Below are 23,715 nucleotides of genomic sequence, written 5' to 3' on the forward strand. Positions count from 1 at the left end.
ATTACTTCTTCTCGTCCTCGTCGTCGACGACCTCGGCGTCGATGACGTCCTCCTCGGAGGAAGAACCGTCACCGGCCGGGGCGTCGCCGCCCTCGGCACCGGCGCTCGGAGCGCCCTCCGCCTGCGAGGAGGCGTACAGCGCCTCTCCGATCTTCGACTGCGACTGGTTGAGCTTGTCGAACGCCGTCTTCACGGCCTCGTCCTCGTCGCCCGCGAGCGCCGTCTTGAGCGCGTCGACGTCGGCCTTGACCTCGGTCTTCACGTCCTCGGGCAGCTTGTCGTCGTTCTCGGTCAGCAGCTTGTCGATCGAGTACGCGAGCGTCTCGGCCTGGTTGCGCACCTCGGCGGCCTCGCGACGCTGCTTGTCCTCAGCGGCGTGCTCCTCGGCCTCGCGCACCATGCGCTCGATGTCCTCCTTCGACAGCGACGAGCCGCCGGAGATGACGATCGACTTCTCGGTGCCGGTGCCCTTGTCCTTCGCGGACACGTGCACGATGCCGTTGGCGTCGATGTCGAACGTGACCTCGATCTGCGGGATGCCGCGGGGCGCCGGCGCGATGCCGGTCAGCTCGAACGTGCCGAGCGGCTTGTTGTCACGCGTGAAGTCGCGCTCGCCCTGGAAGACCTGGATCGCGACGGACGGCTGGTTGTCGTCGGCCGTGGTGAAGGTCTCGCTGCGCTTGGTCGGGATGGCCGTGTTGCGCTCGATGAGCTTGGTCATCATGCCGCCCTTGGTCTCGATGCCGAGGCTCAGGGGGGTGACGTCGATCAGGAGCACATCCTTGCGCTCGCCCTTGAGGACACCGGCCTGCAGGGCTGCGCCCACGGCCACGACCTCATCGGGGTTGACGCCCTTGTTGGCCTCCTTGCCGGTCTCGCGCTTGACGAGCTCGGCCACGGCAGGCATACGGGTCGATCCGCCGACCAGCACGATGTGGTCGATGTCGGCGACCTTGATGCCGGCTTCGCGGATGACGTCCTCGAAGGGCTTCTTGGTGCGGTCGAGGAGGTCCTTCGTGAGGTCCTCGAACTTCGCACGGGTGATGGTCTCGCTCAGCGACACCGGGCCGGACTCCGTCAGCGACAGGTAGGGCAGGTTGATGCTGGTCGAGGTCGAGGAGGAGAGCTCCTTCTTCGCCTGCTCCGCTGCCTCCTTGAGGCGCTGCAGGGCGATCTTGTCGCCCGAGACGTCGACGCCGGTGGTCTCCTTGAACTGCTTGATCAGGTAGTCGACGAGACGCTGGTCCCAGTCGTCGCCGCCGAGGCGGTTGTCACCGGCGGTCGCGCGGACCTGGATCGTCGAGAAGTCGTCGTCCTTGCCCACCTCGAGGAGGGAGACGTCGAAGGTTCCGCCACCGAGGTCGAAGACGAGGATGAGCTCGTCCTCCTTGCCCTTGTCGAGGCCGTAGGCCAGTGCGGCAGCGGTCGGCTCGTTGATGATGCGCAGGACGTTGAGGCCCGAGATCTCGCCGGCCTCCTTGGTGGCCTGACGCTCGGCGTCGTTGAAGTACGCGGGGACGGTGATGACGGCATCCGTCACGGTGTCGCCGAGGTAGGACTCGGCGTCGCGCTTGAGCTTCTGGAGGATGCGCGCGGAGATCTCCTGCGGTGTCCACTTCTTGCCGTCGACGTCGAACGACCAGTCGGTGCCGATGTGACGCTTGACCGACGCGATGGTGCGGTCGACGTTGGTGACGGCCTGGCGCTTCGCGGTCTCGCCGACGAGCACCTCGCCGTCCTTCGTGAACGCGACGACCGAGGGGGTCGTGCGGAAGCCCTCGGCGTTGGCGATGACCTTCGGCTCGCCGCCCTCGAGGACGCTGACGACGGAGTTCGTCGTACCGAGGTCGATTCCTACAGCACGTGCCATGTTCTTCTCCTTTGTGTTGCTGAGTCTGATGGTCGGAAAGTCCGGGGCGATCAGGGAAACCTGAGTCGCGATGGCTCAACTGTACTCCGGACCTCCTCGGGTGTCAAACAAACTTGATATGAATCGGCTCAACTTTGAATCCGCCGAGAAGAGAAGGACAAGTAAGGCCACCCTCACCGACTGCTGGCAGGATGGAGTCGGAGGAACGACATGACCGACACGACGCCCTACGACGCGCTCATCGTGGGCGGAGGGCCGGCCGGCCTCTCCGCCGCACTGAACCTGGGCCGCTCACTGCTGCGTGTGCTCGTTATCGACGCCGACCGGCCTCGGAACGCTGCGACGCTGACCTCCCACGGCTTCCTCACGCGCGACGGCGTGCCGCCGCACGAGCTCCGCCGCCTGGCCCGCGCCGAGCTGGCCGCCTACCCCGGCGTCGAGATCCGCTCCCGCGTGCGAGTGCTCGAGCTCAGCCGGGACGGCGACGGCTTCACCGCCGCGATCGGCCGCACCGCTCCGACCGAGGTCGCGTCAGCGGCATCCGTCCTGCTCGCGACCGGGCTGCGCGAGACGCTGCCCGACGTGCCGAACCTCCGCGGCTACTACGGCATGAGCCTGTTCAGCTGCGCGGCGTGCGACGCGTGGGAGCTGCGCGGCCGGCGCCTCGCTCTGATCGGCGAGACCCGCGATCTCGCCGACCGCGCGCGGCTCATCGCGCGCTGGACCGACAGCCTCACGGTGTTCACGAACGGATCGGAGGCCGTGACGGCGGTGCAGGAGGCGGAGCTCGCGGCCGCCGGCGTCGACGTGCGCCGTGCGCGCATCGCCGAGCTGCTCGGCGACCGGGGGCGCATCGAGGCCGTCCGGCTCGACGACGGCTCCGCGGTGCCGGTCGACGGCGGGTTCGTGCGGCCCGAGTGGCACAACGACCTGTCGTTCCTGCAGGGGTTCGCCCCCACCGTCGATGCCGCGGGGCACCTCGTCGTCGACGGTGAGGGCAGGACCGACGTCGCCGGCCTCTACGCCGCGGGCGACACGGCCGTCCCGGGCCCGCAGCAGCTCATCGTCGCCGCCGGCGCGGGCGCCCGCGTCGCCGGAGCGATGGTGCGGGATGCCGCAGGGGTGTCGTTCACGCACTGAGTGCGACACCGGGGCCGGTGCACTCGTCACTTGCCGCCGGGAGGGCCAGCCAGCAGCAGGATCACGTACAGCGCCACGATCGCCGCGACGAGCAGGATCGCGAGCACCCAGGGGCGCTGCAGGAACCAGCGCATCAGACGGTCGTACCAGCGGGCGTCACGCGGGTCGTCCGTCTCGGTGAGACGCCACTCCCCCGTCAGCCGGCCCGTACGGTGCAGCCAGATCTCGGCGGGGATGGTCGCATAGGGGACGACGGCGCTGGCGATCGCGACGATCGCGACACCGACGTGCCAGCGCTGGTTGAGCGCGACGAGCACGGCGGTCGCTCCGTAGGCGAGGAACACGAAGCCGTGGATGCCGCCGCCCGCCGTCACGACCAGGCCAGGGACGCCGACAGCCCTGGCGATGATCGCCGCGATGAGGATCGTCCAGGTGATCGCCTCCGCGATCGCGAGGACACGGAACAGACGACCGGGTGAGCGGAACACGGGACTCCTCGGGTGGGTGTCCTGCCAGCGTAACCGGGCGTCCTCCCGCCGCTCGAATCGGAATACCGGTCGCCGTCCGAGCGTTGCCCAAGGCATGGTGACGACCGTTCCCTCCGCCCTCACCCGGGTGCTCGACGGCGTCGACCTCACGGTCGGCGTCGCCCGCCGTGCCGCGTTGCAGCCCGGCGAGCGCCTCTCGCTCCCTGCGGGGTCAGCGACCCTCGTCTACCTCGCGGAGGGCACGGTGCACGGGCATCCGCCCCTGAACACGGGCTGCCGTCTCGATGTCGACCGCGCCTCGACCCTCATCGCCGTCGACGAGCGACCGGCCGACACGGCGCTGACGGTCGGCGACGCCTTCCTCACCCCGGGGCGCACCGCATTCGCGCTCGAGGCCGCGGAACCGGCCGACGTCGTCGTGTTCGATCTCGAGTTCTCCGACGCCGCGCAGGCGCTCATCACCGGACTCCCCGACCCCGTCACGGTGATCGCGTTCGACGCGCTCGAGCCGGCGGCAGCTGCCCTCGCCGGCAGCATGGGTCCGACGGACCCTCCCGGCTCCCCCGCCCGGCAGGGCGACCCGCTGATCTGCCGCATGATGGCGAAGACCGTGCTGCTCTCGGTGATCCGCGCATGGGCCGCGAACGGCTGCGCGCCGGAGGGCTGGCCCGCGGCATCCCCCGATCCCTTCCTCGACCGCGTCATCGCGGCGATCCACGATCAGCCCGGCCGGGAATGGACCGTCGAGAGCCTTGCGACCGTGGGCGCGATGTCGCGGTCGGCGTTCGCCGAGCGGTTCCGCCACGCGATCGGCCGCTCGCCCGCCGACTACGTCACCGAGGTGCGCATCGACGTGGCGAAGGGGATGCTGGCGGCCGGCCGCACGGTGTCGGAGACCTCCCGTGAGCTCGGCTACGCCTCCGACGAGGGGTTCAGCCGTGCGTTCCGTCGCCGCACGGGGCTGACGCCGTCGGCCTGGCGGGCGTCGCAGCGCACGCCGGTCCCGGCCTGACCCTGCGCCTCAGCCGCGGGCCGCGCGCGAGCTGACCCGGTTCGACGCCCCGAACAGCACAGCACCCAGCACGAGCACGACCGCGCCGATCACGTAGACCGCCTCGACGCTCAGGGTGTCGACGAGCAGTCCGCCGACGCCGGCTGCGAGCGTGATGGCGCCCTGGAATCCGACGACGACCAGGCTGCCGCCCGCCTCCAGCCGATCGGGCATGCGGTGCCCGACCCAGGTGTTCGCGACGAGCAGCCACGACGAGAAGAAGAAGCCCCACACGAGCACGACGACCCCGACCCCGACGACGGCGCCGGAGAGCAGGATCATCGCCAGCACGGACACGGCGATCACGGCGGGGGCGAACACCGCGAAGAACGCGAACCGCCGGTCGATCACGAACCCGATCGACAGGTTGCCCGCGAGGCCGCCGAGGCCGAACAGCGCCAGCAGCACGACGATCGTCGAGGCGTCGACGTCGGGGATCCGCTCGAGCGCGAGCCGCACGTACGTGTAGGCGAGGAAGTGCCCCAGCACGACGAACACGTGACCGATCATGCCGAGTCCGATGCCGGGTCGGCGCAGCGTGTCGACGAGGAGACGGATGCTGGACGCCTGCTCCGCCGGCACCGACGGCAGCACGAACCGCAGCGCTGCGGCCAGCAGCACCATGAGCACGCCGGCGATCGCGAACACCGCCTGCCAGTCGACGAGCTCGCTGAGCATGACGCCGAGCGGCACACCGGCGACGGTCGCGAGCGAGACGCCGGCCGAGGTGAACATGACCCCGCGGCCGAGGTGCTCCGGTCCGGCGAGCCGCACGGCGACCGTGATGGACATGGCCCAGAACGCGCTGATCGCGGCCCCGAGGAGGAATCGCGCCAGCAGCACGATGAGCAGGTTCGGCGCGATCGCGACGACGAGGTTCGACACGGCGGCGGCGAGCGCCATCCACACGAGCAGCGACCGTCGATCGAGGCGGGGGAAGATCAGCCCGACCGTGGGCGCGACCACGAGGCCGACGAGCGCGGTGACCGTCACGGTCTGCCCCGCCTGCCCTGGTGTGACGCCGAGGGCGTCTGCCATCTCGGTGAGCACGCCGTTGGGGAGGAACTCGGCCGTGACGAGCAGGAAGCCCATCAGCATCAGCACGACGAGTCCGCCGTAGCGGATGCCGTCGGCGCGGGAGGTCGTCACGGGAACGGGGGCGGTCGTGGTCATGCTTCCAGCATCGCGGGCCGACCCGCGTCGCGCCCGACGCGGCGTCCACGGCATCCGACCGTTCGTCCGGAGGTGCGCGGCTGGACAGCGTCGGCGCCGCCGCCCTATGCTCGACGACGCACCGGGAATCGCCCGGGAGGCCCGATCGAAGGAGGGGATGACATGAACACCGTCTTCGTCGCGTCCCCCGCCGACATCGTTCCCGAGGCCGCCCGCTCCTGATCCACGCGCGGCCTCCCTCTCCCCGGAGCCCCACCGTGTCCGATCACTCCGCTTCCTCGGAAGCCTCCTCTCTCTTCGACTCCTCCCCCTTCGAGACCGTGCCCGTGTTCGCCGACGTCGAACCCGGCGATGACCAGCGCTGGACCACCTGGCCGTTCACCACCCCGACGGAGCGCGGGCCCGAGCCGCGGCCCCGCTGGGTGGTGACCAGCGCGGGAGCGCTGGACACCGAACTTGGCATCCTCAAGACGGGCAAGGAGGCCGACGTCTTCCTGCTCGAACGTGCCGTGCCCGGCGATCCGCGCCAGCGCACGCTCCTCGCTGCCAAGCGCTACCGCGACAGCAACCGCAGCGGGTTCCACCGCTCCGCCGTGTACACCGAGGGGCGCACGACGCGGAACACGCGAGACACCCGCGCTTTGGCGAAGAAGTCCGCTCACGGGCGGGAGGTCGCCGCGGCGCAGTGGTCGTTCGCCGAGTTCGCAGCACTGCGTCGTATGTGGGAACTCGGGGCCCCGGTGCCCTACCCGGTGCAGGTGAGCGGCACGGAGGTGCTCATGGAGTTCATCGGGGATGCCGACGGTGTCGCGGCCCCGCGCCTCGCCCAGACCCGCGGCGACCGGGCGCAGCTCGCGGGGTACTTCACGCAGATCGTCGACCTCATGCGCGTGTTCGCCGCGGCCGGGTTCGCGCACGGCGACCTCTCGGCGTACAACCTGCTCGTGCACGAAGAACGCGTGCGAGTGATCGACCTGCCCCAGATCGTCGACGTGATCGCGAACCCGCAGGGACTCGACCTCCTGCATCGCGACTGCGTCAACGTGTGCGACTGGTTCGCGCGCCGGCGCATCGACGCCGACCCCGAGAAGCTGTTCTCCGAGCTGCTCGCAGCGGCCTTCGGGTAGCCCGAGGGCGACCGGATCGGCTCCTCGGCGGAGTGCCTCAGCGGCTGCCGACGCGGGCGGCGAGCAGCGACACCAGTTCGTAGACGACGTGGCTCGCAGCGATCCCCGTGATCTGCGCGTGGTCGTACGCGGGCGACACCTCGACGACGTCGGCGCCGACGATGTCGCGGTCGCGCAGCGCCCGGAGGATGCGCAGCAGCTCGCGGCTCGTGAGACCGCCGGCCTCGGGGGTTCCCGTGCCGGGCGCATGCGCGGGGTCGAGCACGTCGATGTCGATCGACACGTACAGTGGCCGATCGCCCACGCGCTGCAGGATGCGCTGGATGCCGGCCTCGACGCCGTGCTCCTCGATGTACTCGCTCGACACGATGGAGAAGCCGAGGCGGGCGTCGTCCTCGAGGTCCTGCTTCGAGTACAGCGGCCCCCGCGTGCCGACGTGGCAGCTGGCGGTCAGGTCGATCAGCCCCTCCTCGCTCGCGCGGCGGAACGGCGTGCCGTGCGTGATCGGGGCGCCGAAGTACGTGTCCCACGTGTCGAGGTGGGCGTCGAAGTGCAGCACCGCGACCGGCCCGTGCTTCGCCGCGACCGCCCGCAGCAGCGGCAGCGCGACCGTGTGGTCGCCGCCGATCGTGACGATGCGCTGCACCCGGTCACCGAGGGCGCGCGCTGCCGTCTCGACCTCGGTGACCGCCTCGGTCAGGTCGAACGGGTTCACGGGGATGTCACCGGCGTCCACCACCTGAGCCAGCTCGAACGGAGACACGTCCTGCGCGGGGTTGTACGGCCGCAGCAGGCGCGATGACTCGCGCACGTGCGAGGGACCGAAGCGGGTGCCGGGCCGATAGCTCACTCCGGAGTCGAACGGGATGCCGACGACCGCGATGTCGGCGCGCTCGACGTCCTCGATGCGGGGCAGCCGCGCGAAGGTCGCGATGCCGGAGTAGCGGGGGTTGGCTGAGGCGTCGACGGGGCCCACGTTCTCGGTCATGTGTCGTTCCTGTTCGTCAGGGAGTCAAGGGCTGGAGGAGGTGCGGGGGCAGGTGCACGAGCTGCACGCCGCCGGTCGCGATCGCATCGCGGATGCTCGGCACGATGTCGGATCGCTCGTCGACGCGGCGACCCTGCGCGCCGAACGCGGCGGCGAGGGCGGCCCAGTCGGGCTGCACGAGGTCGACGCCGACGGGCGCCATGCCGCGGTCGACCTCGTTCTGACGGATCTCCGCGTAGCCGCCGTTGTCGACGCACACGATCGTGAGGTCGAGGCGCTGCTCGACGGCGGTGACGAGCTCGTTCACGCAGAACATGAGCGCGCCGTCGCCGATCACGCTCACGACCGGGTGCTCGGTCTGCGCGACCCTGGCGCCGATCGCGGCGGGCAGGCCGTAGCCGAGGGTCGCGTAGGTCGGCGTGTACAGCAGCGTGTGCGGATGCGGTGAGCGCAGCATGCTCCCGAGCGCCATGTAGACGACCTGCGAGGAGTCGCCCGCGACGATCGCGTCATCGGGGAGGGCGTCGACGATGAGCTCGGCGAGGGCGACGGTCTCCGGGGCCGTCTCGCGGGACTCCCGCTCGATCGCCTCGCGCTCCGCGGTCACATCGCGCGCGGTCCGCTGACCGGCCGGCAGCAGGCGCAGCAGCTCGCCGGTCACGGCGGCGGCGTCTCCCACGAGACGGACCGTCGCGGCGAGGTTCTTGTCGAGCTGCGCCGGGGAGATGTCGACGCGCACGACGGAGCCCTCGGCTTCGAGCCTCGGTGCCCACAGCTCCGCCTCTCCGAGCTTCGAGCCGACCACGAGCAGCACATCAGCGCCCTCGGCGACGGCGCGGGCGGCGGCCAGGCGCAGGTTCGACCCGAGGGAGAGCGGATGCCGTTCGTCGACGACGCCCTTGCCGTTCAGGGTCGTGAGCACCGGCGCTCCGAGGCGTTCGGCGATCGCGGTGAGCTCGTGCGAGGCATCCGTCGATCCGCCGCCGGCGAGGACGACCGGACGCTCGGCCCCGACGAGGAGTCGGACGGCCTCGGCGAGGGCTGCGGGGTCGCCCGACGCTCGCGGCGGGAGCGGCCGCGGCCGACGTGCCTCGGCGGGCACGTCGGCCGGCGCTTCGAGGACGTCGAGCGGGATCTCGATGTGCACGGGGCGCGGCCGACCGGTGCGGAAGAGCGCGAACGCGTCGTGCACGGCATCCACCGCCTCCGTCGCGCTCGTGACCCGGCGCGACCACTCGGCGATCGCGCCGACCATGGCCGTGGCGTCCTTCGTCTCGTGCAGCGTGCCGACGTCGGCGAACTCGGCCCCGCGCGCCACTCCCGGCGAGAGGACGAGGAGCGGACGCGACTCGCAGAAGGCCGTGCCGATCGCGCTCATGGCGTTCTGCAGGCCGGGTCCCGAGGTCGTGATGACGACGCCCGGCAGGCCGGTCTGCTGAGCCCAGCCGTCCGCGCCGTAGCCCGAACCCTGCTCATGACGGTTCGTCACGACCCGGATGCCGAGGTCGGCGAGCGGTCGGTACAGCTCGAGGTTGTGCGTGCCGGGGATGCCGAAGACGGCGTCGACGCCGTACCCGCGGATGGTCTCGAGCACCGCCCGCCCCGCGGTGTCGGAGTAGTCGGTGGTGTCATCGAGGACGGCGCTCACGTCAGGCACGGTACCGCCGCTCGCCGTCGACCCAGGTCTCGCGCACCGCGATCTGCGCGATGTCCTCGCCGGCCACTGCGAGCGGGTCGTCCGACAGCACGACGAAGTCGGCGTACTTGCCGACCTCGAGCGAGCCCAGGTCGTCTTCGCGGCCGATCGACACCGCCCCCTCGTACGTGTGCGCGCGGAGCGCGGCAGCGGCCGAGATGCGCAGGTCGTCGGGGCCGAGCCTGTGGCCGCGCCGCGTGACCCGGGTGACGGCGGTCTGGATGGCCTCGAGCGGGATCGGCTCGGCGACGGGGGCATCGGACGAGATGGTCATCGGCACGCCGGCGCGCTCGAACTCGCCGAGCGGGTTGAAGCGCTCACCGGGGGTGCCGATGGCCTCCTCCACGCCCTCGCCCCAGTTGAAGTAGTGCTGCGTCTGGTTCACGGGACGGATGCCCGACGCGGCCATCCGCTCGATCTGCTCGGGGGTGGGCAGGCCGCAGTGCTCGATGCGGTGACGGGCGTCGGCATCGGGATGCTCGGCGAGCGCCGCCTCGATCGCCGACACGACCATTTCGATCGCCGTGGGCGATTGGGCGTGCGTGGCGGTCTGCAGCCCGGCCGCATGCGCCTTCGCGATCAGCGCCGCGTAGTCGGCGGGCTCGTGGTAGAGCTGCCCCGTGCGGCACGGGTCGCCGACGTAGCCGTCGGGGAAGTACGCCGTCCACCCGCCGAGAGTGCCGTCGGCGTAGAACTTGATGCCCGCGAAGCTCAGGTGCGCGTTGCCGAACTGCCCGACCAGGCCCATCTCGAGCGCCTCGTCGAGCAGGTGCGACAGCAGGTACATCGACACGCGCAGTTCGAGGCGTCCGGTCTCGGCGAGCCGCAGGTACATGTCGAACTCGCGCCGGGTGACCTGGCAGTCGCCGATCGACGTGACCCCGCCCGCGAGGAAGCGCTGCGTCGCGGCATCCAGCTGCCTGAGGTGCTCCTCCGGTTCGTCGGCGAGATGGAAGTTCGGTCCGTGGTGGCCGATCTTCACGCCGTGCACGCCGGTGAGGATGTTGCACGCGGCATCCGACAGCTCGCCCGTCAGCTCGCCGTCGGCGTCGCGGAAGAACTCGCCGCCGTCGGGGTTCGGGGTGTCGCGGTCGACGCCGCCCGCGGCGAGCGTGTACGAGTTCACGACGCCGCCGTGACCAGAGGCGTTCATGAGGTACACCTCGCGGTCGCGGGCGACCTCGTCGAGCTCGAAGCGGGTGGGGTGCCGCTTCTCGGCGAGGTTCCGCTGCTCGTACCCGTACCCGCGCACCGGACGTCCGGTCGGCGCTTCGGCCGCCGCGGCCGACAGCAGCGCCACGATCTCGGGGATGCTGCCGGCCTTCTCGGGTCCGCAGTCCACCCACGTCATCATCTGACCGAACATCAGGGGGTGCGCGTGCGCGTCGACGAAGCCGGGCACCACGACCGCATCGCCCAGGTCGACCCGCTCGGGGCGCAGGCCCGCCCGCTCGGCCGCCTGCTCGCACTCCGCGAGCGAGCCGATCGCGACGATCCGGCCGCGGTCGGTGAGCAGGGCCGTCGCGGTGGCGGCGTCGGCATCCACGGTGTGGATCGCGCGGGCCGTGATCAGTCGCGGCGTCGTCTGGGCGGAGCGGTCGAAGGGGGTGAGCTTTCTCATGGGCCTGTTCGCTGTCGATGCGGTCGGGTGGGGCGGGAGCGGCGCGGGTCAGGGGAGCCGGTTCGCCGTCGTGTCGGTGCGGGCGGTGAAGGATGCCGTGACCGGCGCCTCGTCGGAGTGCTGGGGCGCGAGACGCGTGCAGATGCCGGCGATGATCGCCATGCCGATGAACATCGCGATGACCGCCCAGACGCTGCTGGTCCAGGCGATGAGCTGCGTCGCGAACCAGGGCGAGAAGCCGGCCCAGACCGCGGCGCCCACGCCGTACGACAGGGCGATCGACGTGTAGCGGGCCTGCGGACGGAACATCTGCGCGAGGATCGCGGCGATCGGCGCGTAGGTCGCGCTCATCGCGATGCGCACGAGCGAGGCGAACAGGAAGATGAGCGGTTCGACGCGGCCCGGCATGATCAGCAGGAACGGCACGAACGTGAGCACCGAGGTGACGAGACCGATGTACATGACGTTCTTGCGACCCCACTTGTCGCCCAGCCAGGCGACCGGGAGGGTGACGAGGAACTCGACGAACGAGGCGATCGTCATGGCGTCGAGGATGACCTGCTCGCTGATCGCGATGGGCTCGCCGGTGGCGTACGCGGTCGCGAACGTCGTGGCCAGGTAGTAGCCGCCGGTGGAGATCGGCAAGATGCCGATGCCGAGCAGGATCGGCTTCCAGTTGGCGCGCAACGCGAAGGCGAGGGGCATGGACTGCTTGCGGCCCTCGATCTTCTTCTCGAAGACCGGCGACTCCTCGACGCGGTAGCGCACCCAGAGGCCGACGCCCACGAGCACGATCGAGAGGAGGAACGGGATGCGCCAGCCGCCGTCGATGATGAAGTCCTCGCCGCCGCGCGACATGATCGCGAAGATGCCCGAGGCGAGCAGCGCACCGGCCGGGTTGCCGAGCTGGGTGAATCCGCCGTAGAACGTCTTCGACTTCTCGGGCGCGTGCTCGACGCTCATGAGCACGGCACCGCCCCACTCGCCGCCCACCGCGAGACCCTGGATCGCACGGAGCAGGATGAGGAGGATCGGTGCGAGGATGCCGATGTTCTCGTAGGTGGGCAGGCAACCGACCAGCACCGTCGCGACGCCCATGAGCAGCAGCGTGATGACGAGCGAGACGCGACGGCCGAGCTTGTCGCCGATGTGACCGAAGACGATGCCGCCGAGGGGACGCACGAGGAAGGCGACGGCGAAGGTCGCGAACGCGGCGGCGGTCTCGGCGAGACGGTCGCCGCTCGGGAAGAACAGCGGACCGAAGACGAGCGCCGCGGCGGTCGCGTAGACGTAGAAGTCGTACCACTCGATGGTGGTGCCGACGAAGGCGGCGATGCCCGCGCGTCGCGCCTTGCTGTGGATGGAAGCCATGAGGCCCGCTCCTTTGCGGAAGATGTTCGGATAGCGAAGGATGCTACGGACGGGACCGGGTCTGCGACAAGACCAGAACTCCAGCGTGACAGACGATTCACTGGACTTCTGATCGCACACTGACGCATCTCTCGCCTTCCCGCCCGCCACGAGTGCGCTTACACTGCAGATGTGCACGCGCAGTCGCGCGATCGCGGGAAACTGACGAATGTGGGCGGACCCATGGATTTCGACGCCGAACTGATCCGTGCCCTGCAGGAGGACGGTCGTTCCAGCATCCGTTCGCTGTCGGTGCGGCTCGGACAGTCGCGCGCGGCCGTGGCGGCGCGGCTGCGGGCGATGCTCGACGATCGCACCGTGCGCGTGGTCGCCGCGGTCGATCCGGTGTTCCTGGGGCAGCACGTGCTCGCGCACGTGTCGATCCGCACCGACGGATCGGTGGAGGTGGTCGCCGAGCACCTCCGGGACATGAGCGAGACGGTGCTCGTGTCGGCGGTCGGCGGCGCGCACGACCTGGTGACGGAGGTGCGTCTCGGGTCGATGGCGGAGCTGCACGATCTGCTCGCGCAGATCCGCGCGATCGGGGGCGTGCTCGACATCAACACGATCATCTACTCGACGGTGGTGAAGGGGTTCTTCGTGTCGGAGTACCACGGAGACGTGACGCTCGACACGATCGACGAGGACCTCATCGAGCACCTGCAGTCGGACGGGCGGATGAGCTTCCGTGCACTCGGCGAGGCGGTGCGGCTGTCGCCGTCGGCGGTGGCGACCCGGGTGCAGCGGCTCATCGACGGCGGTGTGATCAAGATCAGCGCGGTCGAGGCGCGCGGCCTCGCGCACCGGCAGCTGTCGATGGGGGTGGGGCTGAACCTCAACCACGACGACGATGCGGTGATCGAGGAGCTGCGCACCGGGCGGGGCATCGACTTCGCTGCACGCACTCTGGGCCGCTTCGACGCGGTCGCGACCCTGGTCGAGCCGTCGGCGGGGGCGCTGTATGCGAGCCTGGAGCGCCTGCGGTCGCTTCCCGGCGTCACGCGGATCGAGGCGTGGCTGCATCTGGCGGTGCTCAAGGAGGACTACGCGCGCACCCTGCATGCGCCCGCTCTGACCCGGCTGGTCGGGCAGGGCTGAACGGCGCGCCGTCACCGTCCGTTCACCGCGCGCCGCCAGACTGCGAGGATGAGCGAATCCCCGCAGAGCAGCGCGGTCCCCGACCCCGCTGCGACGGCGAACAGCGGCGCGGTCGGCGTCATCGGCCTCGACCTGCGCGGCGACACCCCCGCACCGAGGAAGCAGGTGTTCTCGTGGGCGCTGTGGGACTGGGCGACACAGCCTTTCAACACGGTCATCCTCACGTTCATCTTCACGGCGCTGTACCTGACGACCGAGGCTTTCCTGCCCGCGGACATCGCGGCGCTCGACGCGAAGGACCCGGTGCGGCTGGCGGCCGAGGCCGACCTCGCGTCGGGTCTCGGGCTGGGGTCGACGATCGCGGGCATCGCGATCCTGCTCATCGCCCCCGTCCTGGGTCAGCGTGCGGACGCGGCCGGCAGGCAGAAGCTGTGGCTCGGCATCGGCACGGGTGCGCTCATCGCGTGCATGTTCGGCCTGTGGTTCGTCGAGCCGACGCCTGCGCTGTTCTGGCTCGGCGTGGCGCTGATCTCGGCGGGGTCGGTGTTCGGCGAGATCGCCGCCGTGAACTCGAACGCCATGCTCATCGGCATCGCGAACCCGAAGACCGTGGGCCGCATCTCGGGTCTCGGCTGGGGATTCGGCTACATCGGCGGCATCCTCGCGCTCGTGCTGGTCGTCGTGTTCTACATGCTCGACTGGTTCGGTCTGCCGGAGGACGGAGGGCTGCCGTTCCGGATCATCGCGGTGGGCTGTGCGATCTGGGCGATCGTGTTCTCGATCCCGATCTTCCTCAACGTGCCCGAGCCGTCGCTCGGCCGCCCGGAGCGGAGAGTGGGTTTCTTCGCATCGTACGGACTGCTGGTGAAGGACGTCGTCGGCCTGTACCGCAACCCCGAGACGCGCAACACGTTCTGGTTCCTGCTGTCGAGCGCGGTGTTCCGCGACGGGCTGGGCGGCGTCTTCGCATTCGGTGCGATCATCGCGGGGCAGGTGTTCGGATTCGAGTTCCTGGAGCTCGTGATCTTCGGCATCGCGGCGAACCTCATCGCGGGCGTCTCGACGATCATCGCGGGACGTTTCGACGACACCTACGGCCCGAAGCGCATCATCCTCGTGTCTCTCGCCTCGATGATCCTCGCCGGTCTCGCCGTGTTCGTCCTCGTGGATGCCGGCACGATCGTCTTCTGGATCGGCGGTCTGCTCCTCTGCGCGTTCGTGGGGCCCGCGCAGGCGGCAGCGCGCTCGTTCCTCGCCCGCGTCACTCCGGCCGGACGCGAGGGTGAGATCTTCGGCCTGTACGCCACGACGGGTCGCGCGGCGAGCTGGATGTCGTCAGGCGCGTGGACGCTGCTGATCGTGCTCACGGGTGCGACCGCCTTCGGCATCGTCGGGATCGTGATCGTGCTCATCGCCGGGTTCCTCCTGCTGCTGCCGGTCGGGGCCACGACGCGCTGACCCGCGCCCACCCCGGCGTGGACGGGAGTAGCCTGACCGCGTGACGGTCATCATCGCGTTCCTCGCCAATGTCCTCGTGGCGATCGCCAAGACGGTGGCGGCCGTGATCACGTCGTCGGCGTCGATGGTCGCCGAGGCCGCGCACTCGTGGGCGGATGCCGGGAATGAGATCTTCCTGCTCATCGCCGACCGGCACGGTGCGAAGGCGAAGGACGAGCGGCATCCGCTCGGGTACGGTCGCGCGGCGTTCGTGTGGTCGCTGGTCGCGGCGTTCGGGATCTTCACCGCCGGATCGATCGTGTCCATCATGCACGGCGTGCAGGAGCTGTCGGACACCGGCCCGGTGGAGAGCCCCGGCATCGCGTACGCGATCCTCGGCATCGCGTTCGTGCTCGAGGGGGCGTCGTTCACACAGGCGCTCGTGCGGTCGCGGAAGCTCGCCCGAGAGCGGGGGTCGTCGACGTGGGACTACGTGCTCGAGACGAGCGACACGACCCTTCGGGCGGTGTTCTTCGAGGATGCGGCGGCGCTGATCGGGCTCGTCATCGCCGGCGGCGCGATCGCGATGCATCAGATCACGGGCGTCGCGGCGTGGGATGCGGTCGGGTCGATCCTCGTCGGCGTGCTACTGGGTGTCGTGGCGTTGATCCTCATCCGGCGGAACATCGCGTTCCTCATCGGGTCGAACGCGTCGCCGGCACTGCGGGAGCGGGTGGGGCGCGCGCTGCTGACATCGCCGCAGATCCAACGACTCACGTATCTGCATATCGAGTACGTGGGTCCGAACCGACTGTTCATCGTCGCGGAGGTCGACCTCGCGGGCGACGCGCGGGAGCACGACGTGGCCCGCCGCCTGCGCGAGGTCGAACGGCAGATCGAGTCGCACCCGGTGGTCGAGACGGTCGTGCTGTCGCTGTCGGTCGACGACGAGACGTCTCTCGACTTCGGGGCGCCAGCGGGCGTCGCCACGGTCTAACACGCTCGGGCGAACGGGCGCGGCGCGCTGAGTCGCGACGGCACGCTGAGCCGGGGCGCGCGCCATCGCTGTTCCGGGTCCCACCAGGCAGGCCCGCGCACTTCCGGTATGCCCTCGTTCATGCGGATCTCCCACCCGGAGTGGTCGAGTGACCGGTGGTGCCACCAGCAGAGGGGGACACCGTTGTCGGTGTGGGTGGGTCCGCCTCTGGCATGTTCGGTGACGTGGTGGATCTCGCACCAGGACGCCGGGACATGGCATCCGGGGATCAGACATTCCTTGTCGCGTGCGACGATCGCTCGTCGTTGGTGCACGGTGAACACGCGGTCCGTGCTGTCGATCCCGACGATCCGGCCCGCGTCCATGGTGACGCGCTGAATCGTGCCTGAGCAGCCCACCTGGGCCGCGACCCCGACCGGGATCTGGCCGTGCGAGTCACCGTGAGCGCCGGGCAGCGTGGCCCACCCCGCGCCTTCCTCCAGGTCACGTGCGTCGACGGTGACGACGAGCGTCGGCGCTGCTCCGCCGAGAGTCGGCATGTCTTTGTGCCGGGCGGCGATCGCGAGCACGGCAGCGAACGCGTCGTGACGCTTCTGCACCGCTGTGCGCGCGTCGATCACCGCGCGAGGGTCCGAGTTGAACGGATCCGAGTCGAACGGGTCGGGGTCGCGGGGCAGGAACGCGACGCGCGACGCCGACCCCGCTCCGGTGGGGTTGGTGATCGCGTCGATGCCGGTTTCGAGCTGCGCGGCGACCTCGGGCGACAGCCACCCGCGGATGGGTCGCACACCGTCGCGAAGTCGACCCAGCGTGATCCCGCGTCGATGCTGGGCGTTGCGGTCATCGGGTTCGGCTCCGTCGGGGTCGAGCACGGCGACGAGAGCATGCGCGAGGTACGCGAGATCGTCGGGTGTCGGCACCGGTCCGTCATCGGCACTCGACGCAGCGTCATCGCCCTCGCCGCCTGCATCACCGCGCTCGCCAGTCTCTGAACCCGGACCGTCTGCATCCCTGCCGCCTCGCCCACGCGCCGCCTGGGCGAGGCACTCGTCTGCACCCGCTCGCTCGTCGGCAGAGAGCCGCTCCCACGCCTTCTCCACCGGTGCGGTCGCCGCCAGCATCCCGGCGATTCCCGCCCTGCCGTCGATGAACGCATCGCGCAGTGCGGGCCATCGCGCCGGCATCCGCTCGCCCGACAGCAGGTTGACGTCGCGCCGCACGAGGCCGACCACCCGACCGATGCGCGTCGCGGCGGTACGTCGACCGCGAGAGCACGCTGCAGCAGTTCATTCTGCGAGCGACACCCGGCGGCGTGCGGGAGATCGGCCGCGTCTGCGGTGGCGAGCGCCTCGACGACGACGGCTTCCGCGCGACGCAGGACTGCGCCCGCGGACGCGATGACCGCGATGCGCTCATCGTCGGTCATTCCGGCGAGCGCGTCGTCGCCGAGCGCGCGATCCAGGTCGGAGACGACCTGATCGAGGAGCTCGCGGGTGCGGGATGTCATACCCCCATACAACCCGTCGCCTCCGACATTCGGACCCGATAACGGGATGATTTATCCCAGCTCAGAGCAGTATTCCGAAACTCGCGTCCGCCGTTCCGGCACATCCGAAGAGCCATGGGAGAGAAGCGCCTACGCACCCCAGTTGTCGGCCAGCTTCCCGAGCAACCGCGCCAACTCGGTCCGCTCCTCGTCGGTGAACGCGGCCAGCGCGCTCCCCAGCATCTCTCGTCGTTCGCCGCGCATCCCATTCGCGAGGGTGCGCCCCTCGTCGGTCAGCGCGATGCGCGTCCGACGCGCATCGTCGGGGTCGGCCTCGCGGCGCACCCACCCGTGCGCGACACCCTGCTGGACCAGGCGGGACGCGCGGGGTTGATCGACGCCGATCGCGGCTCCGAGATCACTCACGCTCAAGGGAGAGGATGCCGCGGCGAGCGCCTCGAGCATCCGCATCCGCGCCGGTCCGCCGAAGCGCCCCGACGGGTCGGTCATCCAGGGCGGCATCCCCGCGCGACCCGTGTGGCCCGAGTGAACCGAGTGGCCCGGGTGACCGTGCTCGAAGTGGTCGGGGTGCGGCCCGCCGTGCCACCCGTGCGGACCATGCCCGCCCGGACCCCGCCCCCACTCTCCCGGACGCCTTCCACGCAGCCGCGAGAGTGCGCGGGCGATCGCCTCGGTGGGGTCTTCGTCTGAAGTCGTCACAGCTCGATTTTACATGCGACTTGACATGTAATCCATGTCCATGTCACACTACATACACATGCACTGTGACAAGCACATGCACACTGACATCTAAGGACTTCCCATGAACACCACCGATACACAGAACACCGAGCAGACCCCTGACCGCCCCTTCGGCTACTGGCTGAAGGCTGTCGACCGCCTGATGGCCGCGCAGTTCGAGACCGCCTTCGCCGGCGAGCACGCGACTCGACGCGACTGGCGGCTGCTGAACGTCGTCGACGGAACGGCTCCCGCCCGCCGCCCGCTCACGGCGCACAAGCTGCACGATCTCGTCGACCGCGGCTGGGTGGTCGCCGACGGCGACGGCTGGGCGCTCACCGATGAGGGACGCGCCGCCAAGGACCGACTCGGCGCCCTCGTCGACGGCATCCGCGCGACGGTCACCGACGCCGTCTCCCCCGACGACCTCGCCACGACGATGTCCTCCCTCGAGAGCATCGCACGCGCACTCGGCTGGGACGAGGAATCGCCGCTCCCGCGCGGACGCGGACGGCACCACCGCCACGGACGCGGTCACCGCTTCGGCGGCCCTCGCGGCTTCGGTCACGTCCGCGGCTTCGGGCACCGTCACGGCTTCGACCCGCGTCACGGCTTCGAGCGCGAGCACGGCCACGACTGCGGCCACCGCGGCCACCCCGCCCACGCGTTCGAGCGTGGTTTCGACGCCGGCTTCCGTCGCGGTCACGACGCCTGACCACGGCATCCTCGCAGAGCCCGATCCTCACGCAGGGTCGGGCTCTCTGCGTCTCCGCCGACCTTTCCCGCGCCTGCGTCGCCGCACGGCGACCGACTCCGGCGACTACCGCAGGGCCGGCAGCACCACCTGGTCGATGAGGTCCGCGACCGTCTCCGGATCGAGAGCGCGGCGGCGCAGACTCACGCTGCCGAACGCCGCGGTCGGCACGATCCCGGCGATGAGCGCGACGGGCGCATCCTGGCGCACCTCGCCGCGCTCCTTCCACCGCTCGATCACGGTGGTCAGCACGGCGACAGGCGGTCCGCCGATCACCCGATAGGCGACGGTGCGCAGCTCCTCATCGCGGCCGATCTCGCTGAGGATGCCGGCGAGTACCGTGGCTGTCCGCTCGTCGGCGTCGGCGAAGTGCCCTGCGGCGGCGAGCAGGTCGCCGCGCAGGGTGCCCGTGTCCGGTGCTTCCGTCGCGACCTGCAGAGCGCGGACCGCGGCGACGACGAGCTCGGCCTTGGTCTCCCAGCGGCGGTAGATCGCCGACCGGCCGCACCGCGCCCGCTCCGCCACCGCCGCGATGGTCGTGCCGTCGTACCCGGCCTCGACGAGGAGGTCCTGCACCGCCGAGAGGATCGCCACCTCGACTCCGGGGTCGCGCGGGCGACCAGCCGCCCTGCTCGCCTCGTCCGCTCCCACGTGCCCATTGTACATTCCGGGATCGAGCAGTACCGTATATAGCGGTACTGATCAGTACCGTATTCCTCGAGCAAGGAGTCGTCATGGTCACCACCGCATCCGCACAGCCCGCCGCGACCCGGCCACGCGCCCGCGCGGCGCTGATCCTCACCGCCGCCGTCGCCGTCGCCATCGCACTCAATGCCGTCGTCGCCGCCGTCGCGATCGCGACCGGCGCACCCGCCGCCTACGGACCCCTCACCCCGCCCGCGTTCGGGCTCTTCACCGCGCTCGGAGTCGCCGCCGGGTGGGTCGGCTGGTCACTCGCGACCCGGCGCGCGAAGGATCCGCGCCGGACGCTGTCGATCCTCGTCCCGCTGGTGACGGTCGCCTCGTTCATCCCCGACGTGCTGCTGCTCGCGCTGGGTTTCATCCCCGGCACGACCACCGGCGCCGTGATCGCGCTCATGGTGATGCACGTCGTCGTCGTGGCCGTCGCCGTCCCCGCGTACGCGCTCGCCGCGCGCAGGCGCTGACAGAGGGAGAGCGGCGGCGCGACCCCGTCAGCCCAGGAGAGCGGATGCCGTCGAGATCGGCGCGGCGACGGCATCCGCCGCGAACGGCAGCCCGACCGACGTCGCGAGGTAGGCCGCGCCCGCGATCGCGCCGGCCAGCAGCAGGACGAGCACCGCGAACACCGCCACCGCGAGGCCGCGATACGACCCGCGGTCCGGATCCTGCGGCGCCACCGACGGACGGGCCCAGTCGTCGGCGACCGCCGACGGAGCATCGTCCGCGAGCACGGCTGGACGGCGGCGAGCGCTGCGGGTCGCCGGCAGCTCGGCATCCGCCGGCGGAGGGGGGATCACAGCGTCCGCGGGTGCGATGTCGGCGGGCGGAGGCGTCAGCAGCGCCGCGGGCACGGGGGTGTCGGATGCCGGGGGCGGCGTCAGCAGCCCCTCCGGGACAGGAGTGTCGGATGCCGGAGGCGCGGCGAGCAGCTCGTCGGGAACCGGCGTCGCGGGCGGTGGCGCGACAGCATCCGCCGAGTCGTCCTGCGGGCGTGTGCTGTCGTCGCTCATGTCAGCCTCCGAGGGCTCCGACATCCGTGACCCCGACGTCCGTGCGGTGGAAATTCTGGAACGACCGGGATGCCGTCGGCCCCCGCTGCCCCTGGTAACGGTTGCCGTAGGGACCCGACCCGTACGGGTTCTCGGCCGGGGAGGTCAGGCGGAAGAAGCACAGCTGCCCGATCTTCATGCCCGGCCACAGCTTGATCGGCAGCGTCGCGACGTTCGCGAGCTCGAGCGTCACGTGCCCCGTGAAGCCGGGGTCGATGAAGCCGGCGGTCGAGTGCGTGATGAGCCCGAGGCGCCCCAGCGACGACTTGCCCTCCAGACGCGCGGCCACATCGTCTGCGAGCGTGACCTGCTCGAACGTCGCCCCCAGCGCGAACTCCCCCGGGTGCAGGATGAACGGCTCGTCGGGGTCGACCTCGATCAGCCGCGTCAGCTCCGGCTGATCGACCGACGGATCGATGAACGGGTACTTGTGGTTGTCGAACAGGCGGAAATAGCGGTCCAGGCGCACATCGACGCTCGACGGCTGGATCATCTCCGGCTCGTGCGGCTGCAGGCCGATCCGGCCTGATGCGAGTTCTGCCCTGATGTCGCGATCGCTGAGAAGCACGGCACCAGCCTAGTTGCCGCGTCGGCGCGACGCTTTGGTCGTGACGTGCCTGGCGGGTAGGCTTGCGATCACCCGGTCTTCGGAACGGGTACGGGGCTGTAGTTCAATGGCAGAACTTCTGCTTCCCAAGCAGACAGCGCGGGTTCGATTCCCGTCAGCCCCTCCATGTAATTTCCAAAGCTATCCCGGACATTCCGGACCCTCTTCAGACTGAAGTTTTCAAGGGTCATCGGAGCGACTCAGTCTTCACGGAGTAGCCGTAACCTCTCCGCCTCCCGTCGCCGTCAGGGCATACCGCTGCGCGAGAGTGGCGAACGCGTCGCGGAGCTCGGTGGGTTCGATGACCTCGATCTGCACCTCGAATCGACCGAGGGCGGCGGCGAGCGAACCCCACGACCAGGATCCTGCGGTGAGGATGCATCGGTCGTCGTCGAGGGCCTCGGCTCGACCGTCGCCGACGAAGGGGAGCACTTCGCGCAGAGGGAGGTCGAGGATGACGGATCCGCGGCATGGCCATTTATTCGTGTCGGAGCCTTTGAACCGAGCGGCCACGAATTCTTCGACGTCGCCTCCGGGGACCGTGCGGGGCGTGAAGCGGGGTCCCGTCGGAACGCGGGGAGTGATGCGGTCGGCACTGAAGAGGCGCCAGTCGTCACGGTCGAGGTCCCACGCAAGGAGGTACCAGTTCCCGTGTGATGTGACGATCCGATGCGGCTCCACCCGCCGGGCGGGGCGAGTGGGGTCGTCTCGCTCGGATCCTTCTCGGCTCGCGTAGTCAAACCTGAGGACCTCAGAGAAGGAGATGGCTGTGGACAGCGCGACCAGCACGTCGGGTGACACGGTGTGCGGGGACGCCGCACCGGGTCGCGAGGCGATGGAGACGACATCGACGGCGTCGAGACGATGCCGCAGGCGTGACGGCATCACCTGGCGAATGGTCAGCAGGGCCCGCTCCGCCGCATCCCTCACCCCCACTCCGACGACCGTCTGGAGTGCGATTCCGACAGCGAGCGCCTGATCCTCGTCGAAGAGCAACGGCGGCAGCTCACTTCCGGCTTGCAGACGATACCCGCCATCGGACCCGTGCGTGGCGCGGATGTTGTATCCCATGTCGCGAAGCCGGTCGATGTCGCGCCGTACGGTGCGGTCGCTGATACCCAGACGCGATGCCAGCTCCGGCCCTGGCCACTCGCGCGTCGTCTGCAACAGCGAGAGCAATTCGAGGAGCCGTGTGGTGGTTGACGACATATGTCGAGGATAATCGCGCAACCGGACAGAAACTGACCTAATGGACTGTCACTCTCTTGGTACAGGGCAACCCGCCCTCTCATCACCAAGGAGCGTCATGACCGTCCAGACCACCACTCACCTGAACTTCCGCGGCGATGCCCGCGCGGCACTCGACTTCTACGGTTCCGTCTTCGGAGGCCACGTCGTCGTCAACACCTACGCGGACTTCGGGATGCCCGCCGAACTCCCCGGAGCGGACAACGTCGTCTTCGGTCTCGTCGCCGCGGAGAACGGCTTCCGCGTCATGGCGTACGACATCCCCGGAAACGCGGCCTCCGGCCTCGCCGGCGGCGGATCGACTCGCCGTGAGAACAACACGACGATCACCGACCAGGCCGTCTTCGTCTCGATCAGCGCAGCGACCCTCGACGAGCTGCAGACCTACTGGGACCGCCTCGCCGAGGACGCAGAAGTCATCGAGCCGCTGGCAGCCTCCGCATGGAGCGCCGGCTTCGGGATGCTGACCGACAGGTTCGGCGTCACGTGGAGCGCGAGCGTCACCGCGTCCTAAATCCTCAAGGGCCGCGGCGACCGTAAGCCGTCGCCGCGGCCGATGCTCCCCATCTCCCTCCTAACGAAAGATCCTTCTGTGCTCTCTGTCATCCCCGAGATCAACTGGCTCGCCGTCATCGCCTCCACTCTCGTCTTCGCAGTCCTCGGCGGTGTCTACTTCACCGCCGTCGTCGGCACCCCGTACCGCGTCGCCCTCGGCAACGAGGATCGCGAACTGCCCCGACCGGGCGCCCTCTTCATCGTCGGTCCCCTCGTCTCGAGCCTTCTGGTCGTAACGACGAGCGCCGTCCTGCTGCGCGCGCTCGACATCGACTCCGTCGGAGACGGCGTGGTGTTCGCGCTGGTGATCGCCATCGGATACCTGGTCGCGCAGACTCTGACCATCGCCATCAACCCGAACTTCCCGCGTCCACTGCTCTACACGCTCATCAACGCGCCGTACTTCATCGTGTGCACGGTAATCGCGTGCGTCATCCTCACCGCCTGGCAGTGACCGTCTCGAGAAAGGACCACTCC

Annotated in this window: 24 protein-coding genes and 1 tRNA gene; 12 read left to right on the plus strand and 13 right to left on the minus strand. The window is 70.0% G+C overall.

Going from position 1 to position 23,715, the window contains the following annotated elements; genetic code table 11:
- Position 1: 1 nt before the first annotated feature.
- Positions 2-1,870 carry a molecular chaperone DnaK gene (dnaK, locus tag RAC69_RS04755; protein ID WP_375085494.1) on the minus strand — a complete coding sequence of 623 codons (1,869 nt, stop codon included), beginning with the start codon at positions 1,868-1,870 and terminating at the stop codon, positions 2-4.
- A 210-nt stretch (positions 1,871-2,080) separates the two neighbouring features.
- On the opposite strand from dnaK, the gene RAC69_RS04760 reads away from it, so the two are divergent.
- Positions 2,081-3,010 carry an NAD(P)/FAD-dependent oxidoreductase gene (locus RAC69_RS04760; RefSeq protein WP_375085496.1) on the plus strand — a complete coding sequence of 310 codons (930 nt, stop codon included), beginning with the start codon at positions 2,081-2,083 and terminating at the stop codon, positions 3,008-3,010.
- Positions 3,011-3,036: 26 nt separating this feature from the next.
- Here RAC69_RS04760 and RAC69_RS04765 read toward each other — a convergent pair whose 3' ends face one another.
- Positions 3,037-3,498 carry a DUF3817 domain-containing protein gene (locus RAC69_RS04765; protein WP_375085497.1) on the minus strand — a complete coding sequence of 154 codons (462 nt, stop codon included), beginning with the start codon at positions 3,496-3,498 and terminating at the stop codon, positions 3,037-3,039.
- A 94-nt stretch (positions 3,499-3,592) separates the two neighbouring features.
- On the opposite strand from RAC69_RS04765, the gene RAC69_RS04770 reads away from it, so the two are divergent.
- Complete coding sequence (locus RAC69_RS04770; protein WP_375085499.1) at positions 3,593-4,510, plus strand: helix-turn-helix domain-containing protein; 918 nt, start codon at positions 3,593-3,595, stop codon at positions 4,508-4,510.
- Between the two features lie 9 nt (positions 4,511-4,519).
- On the opposite strand, the gene RAC69_RS04775 is transcribed toward RAC69_RS04770, so the two are convergent.
- Complete coding sequence (locus RAC69_RS04775) at positions 4,520-5,722, minus strand: MFS transporter (protein WP_375085501.1); 1,203 nt, start codon at positions 5,720-5,722, stop codon at positions 4,520-4,522.
- A gap of 257 nt (positions 5,723-5,979) precedes the next feature.
- Here RAC69_RS04775 and RAC69_RS04780 point away from each other — a divergent pair, with 257 nt between their 5' ends.
- Positions 5,980-6,849 (plus strand): serine protein kinase RIO, encoded by an 870-nt coding sequence (locus tag RAC69_RS04780; RefSeq protein WP_375085503.1) that lies wholly within the window; start codon positions 5,980-5,982, stop codon positions 6,847-6,849.
- A 37-nt stretch (positions 6,850-6,886) separates the two neighbouring features.
- Here the strand turns inward: RAC69_RS04780 and speB are convergent, their stop codons facing one another.
- From speB to RAC69_RS04800, 4 genes are read right to left on the minus strand one after another with little or no spacing between them, the layout of a single operon-like run.
- On the minus strand, positions 6,887-7,837 hold the full coding sequence (gene speB / locus RAC69_RS04785) for an agmatinase (RefSeq protein WP_375085504.1): 951 nt from the start codon (positions 7,835-7,837) through the stop codon (positions 6,887-6,889).
- Between the two features lie 16 nt (positions 7,838-7,853).
- On the minus strand, positions 7,854-9,485 hold the full coding sequence (locus tag RAC69_RS04790; RefSeq protein ID WP_375085507.1) for a thiamine pyrophosphate-binding protein: 1,632 nt from the start codon (positions 9,483-9,485) through the stop codon (positions 7,854-7,856).
- Between the two features lies 1 nt (position 9,486).
- On the minus strand, positions 9,487-11,154 hold the full coding sequence (locus RAC69_RS04795; RefSeq protein ID WP_375085508.1) for an amidohydrolase: 1,668 nt from the start codon (positions 11,152-11,154) through the stop codon (positions 9,487-9,489).
- Positions 11,155-11,202: 48 nt separating this feature from the next.
- Positions 11,203-12,525: an MFS transporter gene (locus RAC69_RS04800; RefSeq protein WP_375085509.1), complete on the minus strand. Its 1,323-nt coding sequence runs from the start codon at positions 12,523-12,525 to the stop codon at positions 11,203-11,205.
- A gap of 222 nt (positions 12,526-12,747) precedes the next feature.
- Here RAC69_RS04800 and RAC69_RS04805 point away from each other — a divergent pair, with 222 nt between their 5' ends.
- From RAC69_RS04805 to RAC69_RS04815, 3 genes are read left to right on the plus strand one after another with little or no spacing between them, the layout of a single operon-like run.
- A complete protein-coding gene (locus tag RAC69_RS04805; protein WP_375085510.1) occupies positions 12,748-13,662 on the plus strand; it encodes an Lrp/AsnC family transcriptional regulator in 915 nt (304 codons plus the stop codon).
- A gap of 48 nt (positions 13,663-13,710) precedes the next feature.
- Complete coding sequence (locus tag RAC69_RS04810) at positions 13,711-15,120, plus strand: MFS transporter (protein ID WP_375085512.1); 1,410 nt, start codon at positions 13,711-13,713, stop codon at positions 15,118-15,120.
- 40 nt (positions 15,121-15,160) lie between these two features.
- Positions 15,161-16,096 carry a cation diffusion facilitator family transporter gene (locus tag RAC69_RS04815; RefSeq protein WP_375085514.1) on the plus strand — a complete coding sequence of 312 codons (936 nt, stop codon included), beginning with the start codon at positions 15,161-15,163 and terminating at the stop codon, positions 16,094-16,096.
- Here the strand turns inward: RAC69_RS04815 and RAC69_RS04820 are convergent.
- A complete protein-coding gene (locus tag RAC69_RS04820) occupies positions 16,093-17,328 on the minus strand; it encodes a DUF222 domain-containing protein (protein ID WP_375085516.1) in 1,236 nt (411 codons plus the stop codon). The two genes, RAC69_RS04815 and RAC69_RS04820, sit on opposite strands and share 4 nt — an antisense overlap.
- 80 nt (positions 17,329-17,408) lie before the next feature.
- Here RAC69_RS04820 and RAC69_RS04825 point away from each other — a divergent pair, with 80 nt between their 5' ends.
- Entirely contained in the window at positions 17,409-17,645 is a 237-nt protein-coding gene (locus RAC69_RS04825; protein ID WP_375085517.1) for a hypothetical protein, read from the plus strand.
- A gap of 87 nt (positions 17,646-17,732) precedes the next feature.
- On the opposite strand, the gene RAC69_RS04830 is transcribed toward RAC69_RS04825, so the two are convergent.
- Entirely contained in the window at positions 17,733-18,092 is a 360-nt protein-coding gene (locus RAC69_RS04830; RefSeq protein ID WP_375085518.1) for a MarR family winged helix-turn-helix transcriptional regulator, read from the minus strand.
- Positions 18,093-18,405: 313 nt separating this feature from the next.
- On the opposite strand from RAC69_RS04830, the gene RAC69_RS04835 reads away from it, so the two are divergent.
- On the plus strand, positions 18,406-19,038 hold the full coding sequence (locus RAC69_RS04835; RefSeq protein WP_375085520.1) for a hypothetical protein: 633 nt from the start codon (positions 18,406-18,408) through the stop codon (positions 19,036-19,038).
- A gap of 105 nt (positions 19,039-19,143) precedes the next feature.
- Here RAC69_RS04835 and RAC69_RS04840 read toward each other — a convergent pair whose 3' ends face one another.
- Positions 19,144-19,728, minus strand: coding sequence for a TetR/AcrR family transcriptional regulator (locus RAC69_RS04840; RefSeq protein ID WP_375085522.1), 585 nt, complete (start codon positions 19,726-19,728; stop codon positions 19,144-19,146).
- Positions 19,729-19,811: 83 nt separating this feature from the next.
- Here RAC69_RS04840 and RAC69_RS04845 point away from each other — a divergent pair, with 83 nt between their 5' ends.
- A complete protein-coding gene (locus RAC69_RS04845) occupies positions 19,812-20,243 on the plus strand; it encodes a DUF6069 family protein (protein WP_375085523.1) in 432 nt (143 codons plus the stop codon).
- 27 nt (positions 20,244-20,270) lie between these two features.
- Here the strand turns inward: RAC69_RS04845 and RAC69_RS04850 are convergent, their stop codons facing one another.
- Positions 20,271-20,789, minus strand: a complete 519-nt coding sequence (locus tag RAC69_RS04850) for a hypothetical protein (RefSeq protein WP_375085524.1) — start codon at positions 20,787-20,789, stop codon at positions 20,271-20,273.
- Between the two features lies 1 nt (position 20,790).
- Entirely contained in the window at positions 20,791-21,396 is a 606-nt protein-coding gene (gene dcd, locus RAC69_RS04855) for a dCTP deaminase (RefSeq protein ID WP_096714482.1), read from the minus strand.
- A gap of 92 nt (positions 21,397-21,488) precedes the next feature.
- Here dcd and RAC69_RS04860 point away from each other — a divergent pair.
- Positions 21,489-21,562 (plus strand) — tRNA-Gly (locus RAC69_RS04860).
- 80 nt (positions 21,563-21,642) lie between these two features.
- Here the strand turns inward: RAC69_RS04860 and RAC69_RS04865 are convergent.
- Positions 21,643-22,644: a helix-turn-helix transcriptional regulator gene (locus tag RAC69_RS04865; RefSeq protein ID WP_375085526.1), complete on the minus strand. Its 1,002-nt coding sequence runs from the start codon at positions 22,642-22,644 to the stop codon at positions 21,643-21,645.
- 97 nt (positions 22,645-22,741) lie between these two features.
- On the opposite strand from RAC69_RS04865, the gene RAC69_RS04870 reads away from it, so the two are divergent.
- Together RAC69_RS04870 and RAC69_RS04875 are read left to right on the plus strand one after the other, a co-directional pair.
- A complete protein-coding gene (locus tag RAC69_RS04870; protein ID WP_375085528.1) occupies positions 22,742-23,197 on the plus strand; it encodes a VOC family protein in 456 nt (151 codons plus the stop codon).
- 78 nt (positions 23,198-23,275) lie between these two features.
- Positions 23,276-23,692: a DUF1761 domain-containing protein gene (locus tag RAC69_RS04875; RefSeq protein WP_375085529.1), complete on the plus strand. Its 417-nt coding sequence runs from the start codon at positions 23,276-23,278 to the stop codon at positions 23,690-23,692.
- The last annotated feature ends 23 nt before the right edge of the window (positions 23,693-23,715 follow it).

The organism is Microbacterium sp. LS_15, assembly GCF_041954735.1.
Classification (GTDB): domain Bacteria; phylum Actinomycetota; class Actinomycetes; order Actinomycetales; family Microbacteriaceae; genus Microbacterium.